This window comes from Nonomuraea coxensis DSM 45129 (genome assembly GCF_019397265.1).
GTDB lineage: Bacteria > Actinomycetota > Actinomycetes > Streptosporangiales > Streptosporangiaceae > Nonomuraea > Nonomuraea coxensis.
In genome coordinates this window covers 8,895,208-8,906,591 of sequence record NZ_CP068985.1, presented here as the reverse complement: position 1 = coordinate 8,906,591, position 11,384 = coordinate 8,895,208, and the positions used below count along the sequence as shown (strand labels likewise).

Sequence of the window (11,384 nt, the reverse complement as noted above, 5' to 3'; positions counted from 1 at the left end):
CTCCGTCGCGTTCCCGGTTCTCCTGACGGCGACGCCGGCCCCTTGGAGGAATGTCATGTTCAGAAGCACGCCCGTGAGGGCGGCCATCACCACCACACTCATCGCCGCCTTCGGCCTGGTCGCCGCGGCGACCCCGGCGATGGCCGCCCCCAACCTCCAGCTCCCCTTCCCCTGCGGCCAGCAGTGGAGGCTGGACACCTGGGCGCACGCTCCCGCGCTCGACATGGTGAAGGAACCCGACCAGCAGGGGACCAACGGCGCCCTCCTCGTCGCGCCGGCCGCCGGAACGGTGAACCAGTCCTTCTACCACAGCAACGCCGGGAACGTGATCCAGATCAACCACGGCGGCGGCTACTACACCACGTACCTCCACCTGCAGTCCCGCAGCGTCTCGGTCGGCGCGAAGGTGCGGATGGGATCGTCGATCGGCAAGGTCGGCGCGACCGGCCCGACCAGCAACGGTCATCCCCACCTGCACTTCGAGCTCGGCTACGACGCCGACGGCAGCGGGTCGGCGACCTGGGGGTACGCGGGCTCCGAGCGGGTCAGGCCGACCTTCAACGGCGTCACCTACGGCTCGGCCAACGGCCAGACCTGGCGCAACGTCAGAAGCAACAACTGCGGCCAAGGGTCCTCGGCGACCGACTTCAGCGGTGACGGCAACGCGGACGTGATCGTCCGTAACGCCGCGACGAAGGACCTTCACCTCTACCTCGGGAACGGGAGCGGGGGCTTCAAGGCGGGGACCGGTGACCAGATCGGCACGAACTGGGGTGCCTTCGATGTCATCTTCTCGCCGGGCGACTTCAGCGGCGACGGGAACGCGGACGTGATCGCCCGTAACGCCTCGACGAAGGACCTCCACCTGTATCTGGGGAACGGCAGCGGCGGCTTCAAGGCCGGGACGGGTGACGCGATCGGCAACAACTGGGGTGCGTTCGACAAGATCTTTTCGCCCGGTGACTTCAACGGTGACGGCAATTCGGATGTGATCGTCCGTAACTCCTCGACGAAGGACCTCCACCTCTACCTCGGCAACGGCAGCGGCGGGTTCAAGGCGGGGACCGGTGACGCGATCGGCAACAACTGGGGTGCGTTCGACACGATCTTCTCGCCGGGCGACTTCAACGGTGACGGTGACGCGGATGTGATCGTCCGTAACGCCTCGACGAAGGACCTCCACCTGTATCTGGGGAACGGCAGCGGGGGCTTCAAGGCGGGGACGGGTGACGCGATCGGCAACAACTGGGGTGCGTTCGACACGATCTTCTCGCCGGGCGACTTCAACGGTGACGGTGACGCGGATGTGATCGTCCGTAACGCCTCGACGAAGGACCTGCACCTCTACCTCGGCAACGGCAGCGGGGGCTTCAAGGCGGGGACCGGTGACCAGATCGGCAACAACTGGGGCGCGTTCGACGTGATCTTCTGACCGGCCTCGCCCGAACCTCTCTTCGACCAGGGGCCGGCGCGCGTCGCCGGCCCCTTTGGAGGACTCCCATGCGCAAGACTCTCGCTTCCCCTCTCGGCCTGACGGCCGCGGCCGTCATCACCGCTCTCGGACTGACGGCGTACCCCGCGACGGCGGCCGAACCGGAGCCGGAGCCCACGCCGGCCGTGAACATCAACGCCGCCTACCAGCTCGCCCCCTGCGACTCCAACGGAACGACCTCGACCGACGCGGCGCTGGCCACCCAGCTCAACAGCACGCTCAAGGCCAAGATGCGCGGCTACATGTCCGCCTACCGGGTCTCCTGCGCCCGGATGGTCATCAAGGCCGTGCGTGACCGCGGCCTGGCCCCCAGGGCCGCGGTGATCGCCATCGCCACGATCATCGTGGAGACCAGCATCCAGAACATCAGCGAGATGGTCGACCACGACAGCCTCGGCCTGTTCCAGCAGCGCGCCTCCTGGGGAACGAGCACGCAGCGCCTCAACCCGACGTGGGCCACCAACGCCTTCCTCGACAAGATGATCAGGCTCTATCCCAACAACAGCTGGGCGACGGCGCCCATCGGCCAGGTGTGCCAGGCGGTCCAGGTGTCCGACTACCCGGATCGCTACCAGGGCCAGGCCGGCGACGCCCAGATCATCGTGGACACCATCTCCGCCGCGCTGTCGAAGCCCGACTTCAGCGGCGACGGGAAGGCGGACGTGATCGTCCGCAACGCCTCGACGAAGAACCTGCACCTGTATCAGGGGAACGGGAGCGGCGGGTTCAAGGCGGGGACCGGTGACCAGATCGGCACGAACTGGGGTGCCTTCGACGTCATCTTCTCGCCCGGTGACTTCAACGGTGACGGCAAGGCCGACGTCATCGCCCGCAACTCCTCGACCAAGGACCTTCACCTCTACCTCGGCAACGGGAGTGGCGGGTTCAAGGCGGGTACCGGTGACCAGATCGGCACGAACTGGGGTGCGTTCGACGTCATCTTCTCGCCGGGCGACTTCAACGGTGACGGTGACGCGGACGTGATCGTGCGTAACGCCTCGACGAAGGACCTTCACCTGTATCTGGGGAACGGCAGTGGCGGGTTCAAGGCGGGGACGGGTGACGCGATCGGTAACAACTGGGGTGCGTTCGACACGATCTTTTCGCCGGGTGACTTCAGTGGCGATGGGAAGGCGGATGTGGTCGTGCGTAACGCCTCGACGAAGGATCTGCACCTGTATCAGGGGAACGGCAGCGGTGGGTTCAAGGCGGGGACGGGTGACGCGATCGGCAACAACTGGGGGGCGTTCGACACGATCTTCTCGCCGGGTGACTTCAGTGGTGACGGGAAGGCGGATGTGGTCGTGCGTAACGCCTCGACGAAGGATCTGCACCTGTATCAGGGAAACGGGAGCGGTGGGTTCAAGGCGGGGACGGGTGACGCGATCGGCAACAACTGGGGTGCCTTCGACACCATCTTCTGAGCCCGTTTGCCGAGGTCGGACGGGGTAGCACCCCATCACATGAGCAGGATCGAGCAGGTGACCGCCGCGGCCTACCGGGTGCCGACCGACCTTCCCGAAGGGGACGGCACACTCGCCTGGGAGGCCACGACGCTGGTCGTCGCCCTGGTCCGCGCCGAGGGCATGACGGGGACGGGCTGGACGTACGCGCCCGCCGCCGCGGCCGGGTTCATCGGCGACGTCCTGGCGGAGGTGGTCACGGGCAGGGACGCCCTCGCGATCCCGGCGATCTGGTCGGACATGGTCCGCCAGGTGCGCAACGCCGGGCGTCCCGGCCTCGCCGGTTACGCCGTCTCCGCCGTGGACGTCGCCCTGTGGGACCTCAAGGCGCGGCTGCTGGGGACGTCACTGGCCGGGCTGTTCGGCCTGGCTCACGAACGGGTGCCGCTGTACGGGTCGGGCGGCTTCACCACCTATGACGACGACGCGACCGCCGCGCAGCTCACCCACTGGGTCCACGACCTGGGCATCGGCCGCGTCAAGATCAAGATCGGTGAGTCGTCCGGCGCGAGGCCCGCACGGGACCTGCGCCGGGTGGCGCTGGCCCGGCGGGTCATCGGCGACGACGCCGAGCTGTACGTGGACGCCAACGGCGGCTACACCGCCAAGCAGGCCGTCCGGCAGGCCGAGAGGATGCGCGAGCACGACGTGCGCTGGTTCGAGGAGCCGGTCTCCTCCGACGACCTGGCCGGCCTGCGGCTGGTCCGGGGGCGGATCGGCGCCGACGTGGCCGCCGGCGAGTACGGGAGCGACCCGGCGTACTTCGCCCGGATGTGCCAGGCGGAGGCGGTGGACTGCCTCCAGGCGGACGCCACCCGCTGCGGCGGCTACACGGGCTGGTTCGCCGCCTGCGCGATCGCGGCCGGGCACAACCTCCAGGTCTCCGCGCACTGCGCGCCCAACCTGCACCTTCCGGCCGCCGCCGCCACGCCGAACCTGCGGCACATCGAGTGGTTCCACGACCACCAGCGCATCGAGGCCGAGCTGTTCGACGGGGCCGCCGACCCGAGCGGCGGGCTGGCCGCCCCCGCCACCGGGGAGCCGGGTCACGGCCTGACATTGCGCGCCGCCGCCGCCGAGCCGTACCGCACCGCCTGAGACCGCCTGAGACCTGGAGGTGACCGGGGATGCGGAGGATCGAGGACTACGCCCTCATCGGGGACATGCAGACCGCCGCGCTGGTCGGCCGCGACGGCTCCGTGGACTGGCTGTGCCTGCCGCGCTTCGACTCTCCCGCCTGCTTCGCGGCCCTGCTCGCCGAGCCGGGCGCGGGCCGGTGGCTGCTGGGCCCGGCGGGGAGCGGCCCCTGCTCCTCCCGCCGCTACCTGGACGGCACGATGATCCTGGAGAGCACGTGGGAGTCCGCCGGCGGCGCGGTGCGGATCCTGGACTTCATGCCGCCGCGCGGGCAGGCGCCCGACGTGGTCCGCATCGTGGAGGGCGTGCGCGGCCGGGTCGAGATGCGCATGGAGCTGATGCTCCGCTTCGACTACGGGCACGACGAGCCCTGGCTGCGCTACGAGCACGGCCTCCTGGCCGCCGTGGCGGGGCCGGACGCCGCCTGGCTGCGCGCCCCCGTCCCGCTGCGCGAGGACGCGGACGGCCGGCGCACCACGGCGGAGTTCACGGTGGGGCCGGGCGACCGGGTGCCGTTCGTGCTGACCTGGCAGCACTCGTGGCTGCCGCGCCCGCACGCCGTGGACGCGCGGGAGGCCCTGGAGGCGACCGAGCGGATGTGGCGCGACTGGATCGGCCGCTGCGACCACCCGGGCGGCGACGGCTCCGCCGTACGCGACAGCCTGCTGGTGCTCAAGGCCCTCACGTACGAGCCGACCGGCGGGATCGTCGCCGCGCCGACCACGTCCCTGCCCGAGCAGCTCGGCGGTTCCCGCAACTGGGACTACCGCTACTGCTGGCTGCGCGACGCCACGTTCACCCTCCAGGCGCTCATGTCGGCCGGTTACGACGCCGAGGCCCGCGCCTGGCGGGACTGGCTGCTGCGCGCCGTCGCCGGTCACCCCGCCGACATGCAGATCATGTACACGGTCGAGGGCGGCCGGCGCATCCCCGAGTGGCCCGTGGACTGGCTGCCCGGCTTCGACGGCTCGTCCCCGGTCATCGTCGGCAACGCCGCCTCCGGCCAGTTCCAGCTCGACGTCTACGGCGAGACCCTCGAATGCCTGCATCTCGCCAGGCGGTCGGGGCTCGCGGTGGAGGAGGAGGCGTGGGACCTGCAGCGCAGGATCATGGACTATCTCGAAGGCGCCTGGCGGCGGCCCGACAACGGGTTGTGGGAGATGCGCGGCCCGCGCCGGCAGTTCACCCACTCCAAGATCCTCACGTGGGTGGCCGCCGACCGGATGGTCCAGGCGGTGGAGACGTCCGGGCTGGACGGGCCGGTGGACCGGTGGCGGGCGCTGCGCGCGGAGATCCACGACGAGGTGTGCGCGCGCGGCTACGACGCCGACCGCAACACCTTCACCCAGTACTACGGCTCGACCGGGCTGGACGCCGCGCTGCTGCTCATCCCGCGCGTCGGGTTCCTGCCGGCCGGCGACCCGCGCGTGGCGGGCACCGTGGACGCGATCAGGCGCGAGCTGATGGAGGACGGCTTCGTGCTGCGCTACCGGCCCGAGCACGAGGGCGTGGACGGGCTGCCCGGCCGTGAGGGCACCTTCCTGGCCTGCTCGTTCTGGCTGGCCGACGCGCTGGCGATGCTGGGCCGCCACCGTCAGGCGCGCGAGCTGTTCGACCGGCTGCTCGGCCTGCGCAACGACGTCGGGCTGCTGTCGGAGGAGTACGACACCGCCCGCCACCGGCAGGCCGGCAACTTCCCGCAGGCCTACAGCCACGTCTCCGTGATCAACACCGCCGCGGCGCTGGCCGGCCCCGCCGCCCAGGGCTGAACCCCTGGGAAGTCTTTCCCCATTCGTCAGCGTTCCGCTCCGACGGCCAGGGCAGGACCGCAGTCATGACCCGTATCGTCGCAGAGACGCTCATCGAACGGCTGGTCGCCTGGGGTGTGGACACCGTGTTCGGCCTGCCGGGCGACGGGATCAACGGCATCATGGAGGGCCTTCGCCGCCACCGTGACGCGGTCCGTTTCCTGCTGGTGCACCACGAGGAGGCGGCGGCGTTCATGGCCACCGCGCACGCCAAGGCCACGGGCCGGCTCGGGGTGTGCCTGGCCACCTCGGGGCCGGGCGGCATCCACCTGCTCAACGGCCTGTACGACGCCAAGCTGGACCACCAGCCGGTGCTGGCGATCACTGGCATGCAGGAGACGAGCGTGCTCGGCACCGGCTACCAGCAGGAGGTCCACCTGGACCGGCTGTACGAGGACGTCACGGAGTACAACCTGCTCGTCGACAACCCCGCGCAGTTGCCCGGCGTCGTCGACATCGCGATCAGGGCCGCCTACGCCCGGCGCGGGGTGGCCCACCTGACGATCCCCAACGACGTCCAGGTCGCCCCCGCCGACGCCGACCCCTATCCCGGGGTCGCGCCGGCCCGCCCGCCGGCGACCGCGCCGATCTATCTCCGTCCTCCCGGCGTTCCCCGTCAGGAGGACCTGGAGTCGGCCGCGAGGGTGCTGAACGCCGGCGCGCGGCCGGCGATCCTGGCCGGCGCGGGCGCGCTGCACGCCAGGGACGAGGTGCTGGCGGTGGCCGACGTGCTCGGCGCGCCGGTGATCAAGACGCTGCCCGGCAAGGCCGTCATCCCGGACGACTCGCCCTTCGCCGTGGGCGGCATCGGCCTGCTCGGCACCCGGCCGGCCGAGGAGCTCATCGAGGACTGCGACACGCTGTTCATGATCGGCACGAACTTCCCGTACACGAAGCACCTGCCGGAGCCTGGCCAGGCCCGCGTGGTGCAGCTGGAGGCGGACCCGATCCGGGCGGGCGTGCGCATGCCGACCGAGGTGCCGATGATCGGCGACGCCAAGGAGGGCCTGGCCGCGCTCCTGCCGCTGCTGGAGCCCGCCGCCGACCGCCGGCACCTGGCCAGGTACGCCAGGGCGATGGAGGGCTGGCGCGCCGACATGGCCGCCCTGCAGGCGCCCGACCGCCGTCCGATCGCCCCCCAGTACCTGATGGCCTGCGTGGACGAGGCCGCCTCCGACGGGGCGATCCTGACCTGCGACTCGGGCACCATCGCCACCTGGGCGGCACGCCACTGGACCATCCGCGGCGAACGCGGCTTCTACCTGTCGGGGAACCTGGCCACGATGGCGCCCGGCCTGCCGTACGCGGTCGCCATGCAGCACGCCTTCCCCGGCCGGCAGGTGATCGCGTTCGTCGGGGACGGCGGCTTCGCGATGCTGATGGCGGAGTTCCTCACCGCGGCCCAGCACGGCCTGCCGATCAAGGTGATCGTCAACAACAACAACGCGCTGGGCCAGATCCTCTGGGAGCAGATGGTGCTCGGCTATCCCGAGCACGGCGTGCGCTTCGCCGAGCCCGCCGCCGACTTCTCCGCCTGGGCCCGCTCCTGCGGCGGCTACGGCCGCAAGGTGAGCGACCCCGGGGACCTCGCCGAGGCCGTCGGGGAGGCGCTCGCGCACGACGGGCCGGCGCTGGTCGACGCCGACGTCAACCCCGACGAGCCGCCGATGCCGGGCAAGGTGACGTACGAGCAGGCCAGGAAGTTCGCCGAGGCGTTCCTGAAGGGCCAGCCGCACCGGGCGTCGATCGCGACCACCCTGTTCAAGGACAAGATCTCTCAGATGGGCCGGTGAAGGTGATGACCCGTCCTGCCACGCTTCCCACGCCCGCCCTGCGGCGCGCCCAGCCCTACGTGCGGGTACGCGACCTGGAGCGGGACCTCGCCGCCAAGGTCGACGGGGAGGTCCGCTTCGACCCCGGCAGCCGGGGCGCCTACTCCACCGACGCCTCCAACTACCGGCAGGTGCCCATCGGCGTCGTCGTGCCGCGCACGGTGGAGGCCGCGGCCGTCGCGGTGGCGGTCTGCCGCGAGCACGGGGCGCCGATCACCTCGCGCGGCGGCGGGACCAGCCTGGCCGGGCAGACCTGCAACACCGCCGTCATCATCGACTGGTCGAAGTACTGCCACCGGCTGGTCTCCGTGGACGAGCGGGCCCGTACGTGCGTGGTGGAGCCCGGCATCGTGCTGGACGACCTCAACCGGCGGCTCGCGCCGACCGGCCTGATGTTCGGCCCCCGCCCGTCCACGCACTCCCACTGCACGCTCGGCGGCATGATCGGCAACAACTCGTGCGGGTCCACCGCCCAGCTCTACGGCAAGACCGCCGACAACGTCGTCCGGCTGGAGATCCTCACCTACGACGGGACGCGCATGTGGGCAGGCCCCACGAGCGACGAGGAGTACGACCGGATCGTCGCCGGAGGGGGCCGCCCGGCCGAGATCCTGCGGAGGCTGCGCGAGATCGCAGGCGAGCACGCCGACGAGATCCGCCGCCGCTACCCCGACATCCCGCGCCGGGTCTCCGGCTACAACCTCGACCAGTTGCTGCCCGGCGGCCCGTTCGACGTGGCGCGCGCCCTGGTCGGCTCGGAGGGCACCCTGGTCACCGTGCTCCGCGCCGAGCTGGCGCTGGTGCCCGTGCCGGCCGCGCGGAGCCTCGTCGTGCTCGGCTACCACGACATCGCGGCGGCCGGCGACGCCGTGCTGCCGATCGCGGCCCGCCGGCCGCTGCAGCTGGAGGGCATCGACGACAAGCTCGTCGGCTACGAGGCGCGCAAGCACATGCACGGCAAGGCCGTGGCCCGGCTGCCGGAGGGCGGCGCCTGGCTGATGGTGTCGTTCACCGGTGACAGCCAGGAGGACGCCGACCAGCGGTCCCGGGCCCTCGTGGCGGAGATCGGCCGCGACGGGCACGCCCCGGACGTGGCGTTCTTCGACGACCCCGAGTCCGAGCTGCAGCTCTGGGAGCTGCGCGAGGCGGGGCTCGGCGCGACCGCGCGCGGGCCCGGCATGGCCGACACCTGGCCCGGCTGGGAGGACTCGGCCGTCCCCCCGGAACGCCTCGGCGACTACCTGCGGGACCTGCGCCGCCTGCTGGACGAGTTCGGCTACGGCGACGCCGCCCTGTACGGCCACTTCGGCCAGGCGTGCGTGCACACCCGCATCCCGTTCGACCTGCTCACCGCCGACGGCGTGGCGACCTTCCGCGCCTTCCTCGACCGGGCCGCTGACCTGGCCGTCTCCTACGGCGGCTCCCTGTCGGGCGAGCACGGCGACGGCCAGGCGCGGGCCGAGCTGCTGCCCAAGATGTTCGGCGACGCGATCGTGGACGCCTTCCAGCAGGTGAAGGCGGTGTTCGACCCCGACGACCGGATGAACCCCGGCAAGATCGTCTCCCCGTACGGGATCACCTCGGACCTGCGGCTGGGCAGCGCCTGGACGCCCACCGACCCCGAGACGGAGTTCGGCTACCCCGACGACCAGGGCAGCTTCCAGCGGGCCGTGATGCGCTGCGTCGGCGTCGGCCAGTGCCGCAGCCACGAGGGCGGCGTCATGTGCCCTTCCTACCGGGCCACCGGCGAGGAGGAGCACTCCACGCGGGGCCGCGCCCGGCTGCTGTTCGAGATGCTGAACGGCCACCGCGACTCCGCCGTGGCCGACGGCTGGCGCTCCACGGCCGTCCACGACGCCCTCGACCTCTGCCTGGCCTGCAAGGGCTGCAAGCACGACTGCCCGGTGGAGGTGGACATGGCGACGTACAAGGCCGAGTTCCTCTCCCACCACTACGCGGGGCGGCTCCGGCCGGCCGCCCACTACAGCATGGGCTGGCTGCCGGTGTGGGCGCGGCTGGCCTCGTTCGCGCCCGGCCTGGCCAACGCCGTGACCCACGCGCCCGCCCTGGCCCGGGTGGTCAAGCGGCTCGGCGGGCTGGAGCCGGCCCGGCCGCTGCCGTCGTTCGCGGGGATCCGCTTCAGCGACGCCTACCGCCGCCGGGGGCCGCGCGGCACCGGCGAACGCGGCGACGTGCTGCTGTGGCCGGACACCTTCACCGACAACCTGGCCCCGCGCATCGCGGCCGCGGCCGTCACCGTCCTCGAAGCCGCCGGGTACCGGGTGCTCGTCCCGCCGCGCACCCTGTGCTGCGGGCTGACCTGGATCTCCACCGGGCAGCTCGGCGTCGCCCGCCGCGTGCTGCGCCGGACCCTGGACACGCTCGCGCCCCTGCTCCGGCGCGGCATCCCGATCGTCGGCCTCGAACCGAGCTGCACCGCCGTCTTCCGTGACGACGCCGCGAACCTGCTGCCCGGCGACCGCGACGTCACCCGGATGGCCGAGCAGACGAGGACCCTCGCCGAGCTCCTCACCCGCACCGACGGCTGGCGTCCGCCGCGCATCGACCGCGCCGCCGTCGCCCAGCCGCACTGCCACCAGTACGCCGTCCTCGGCTACGAGGCCGACCAGCAGCTGCTCCAGCAGGCCGGAGTCCAGCTACGGACCGTCGGCGGCTGCTGCGGCCTGGCCGGCGACTTCGGCTTCACCGCCGGGCACCTGCGCACCTCGCTCGCCTGCGCCGAGCACGAGCTGCTGCCCGCCGTCCGGGAGAGCGGCCCCGGCACGCTCGTCCTGGCCGACGGCTTCAGCTGCCGCACCCAGCTCGAACACACCGGGACCGCGCGCCGCCCGCTCCACCTGGCCGAACTCCTCGCCAGGGCGGGCGCCCACGACGGCGGGCGCGGGCCCACGTCATGAGGCTCGCGGACGCCCACGTGCTGGTCACCGGGGCCTCCTCGGGGATCGGAGCCGCCCTCGCGCACGCGCTGGCGGGCGAGGGCGCCAGGTTGACGCTGACGGGGCGCGACCGCGAGCGCCTGGCCGCCGTCGCCGCGGCGACGGGCGCGAGCACGGTGGTGTGCGACCTCGCCACGCAGGCCGGCGAGCTGGCCGCGCGGGCCGGCCACGTGGACGTCCTGGTGAACAACGCCGGGGTCGGGTGGGCCGGGCCGTTCGTGGAGATGCCGGCCGGCAGCGCCGAGCGGTTGCTCGCCGTCAACCTCGCCGCGCCGATCGCGCTGACGCGGCTGCTGCTGCCCGGGATGCTGGCGGCGGGCCGCGGGCACGTCGTGTTCGTGGCCTCCATCGCGGGAGCGGTGGGCGTGGCGCGGGAGGCGGTCTACTCGGCCACGAAGGCGGGGCTGACGGTCTTCGCGGAGGGCCTGCGTCACGAGCTGCACGGCACGCCGGGCGTCGGCGTGTCCGTCCTGCTGCCCGGCGTGGTGGACACGCCCTTCTTCGTCCGGCGCGGCGCCCCGTACCCGCGCCGCCGGCCGGCGCCGATCCCGCCGGAGCGGGTGGCGCGGGCCGTCGTCGCGGCGATCAGGCACGGCAGGCCCGAGTCGTACGTGCCGGGCTGGCTCAGGCTGCCGGCCCGGCTGCGCGGCGCGGCGCCCGGCCCGTTCCGGCTGCTCGCCCGGCGCTTCGGCTGA

At 72.3% G+C, this 11,384-nt stretch carries 7 protein-coding genes; all 7 read left to right on the top strand.

Translation table 11 applies throughout. The features are described 5' to 3' along the window. Window positions 1-55: 55 nt before the first annotated feature. Window positions 56-1,432, top strand: coding sequence for a VCBS repeat domain-containing M23 family metallopeptidase (locus Nocox_RS41790; RefSeq protein WP_020540966.1), 1,377 nt, complete (start codon window positions 56-58; stop codon window positions 1,430-1,432). A gap of 185 nt (window positions 1,433-1,617) precedes the next feature. Then, complete coding sequence (locus tag Nocox_RS41785) at window positions 1,618-2,916, top strand: FG-GAP repeat domain-containing protein (protein ID WP_157382800.1); 1,299 nt, start codon at window positions 1,618-1,620, stop codon at window positions 2,914-2,916. A 39-nt stretch (window positions 2,917-2,955) separates the two neighbouring features. Further along, window positions 2,956-4,053, top strand: coding sequence for an enolase C-terminal domain-like protein (locus Nocox_RS41780; RefSeq protein WP_020540964.1), 1,098 nt, complete (start codon window positions 2,956-2,958; stop codon window positions 4,051-4,053). A 29-nt stretch (window positions 4,054-4,082) separates the two neighbouring features. Further along, the gene (locus Nocox_RS41775; RefSeq protein ID WP_020540963.1) at window positions 4,083-5,861 is read left to right on the top strand and encodes a glycoside hydrolase family 15 protein; all 1,779 of its coding nucleotides are present in this window, start codon (window positions 4,083-4,085) and stop codon (window positions 5,859-5,861) included. Window positions 5,862-5,926: 65 nt separating this feature from the next. Then, on the top strand, window positions 5,927-7,693 hold the full coding sequence (locus Nocox_RS41770; protein ID WP_020540962.1) for a thiamine pyrophosphate-dependent enzyme: 1,767 nt from the start codon (window positions 5,927-5,929) through the stop codon (window positions 7,691-7,693). A 5-nt stretch (window positions 7,694-7,698) separates the two neighbouring features. Then, entirely contained in the window at window positions 7,699-10,650 is a 2,952-nt protein-coding gene (locus Nocox_RS41765) for an FAD-binding and (Fe-S)-binding domain-containing protein (protein WP_033408095.1), read from the top strand. Beyond that, window positions 10,647-11,384 carry an SDR family NAD(P)-dependent oxidoreductase gene (locus Nocox_RS41760; protein WP_020540960.1) on the top strand — a complete coding sequence of 246 codons (738 nt, stop codon included), beginning with the start codon at window positions 10,647-10,649 and terminating at the stop codon, window positions 11,382-11,384. Before Nocox_RS41765 ends, Nocox_RS41760 begins: the two co-directional genes overlap by 4 nt.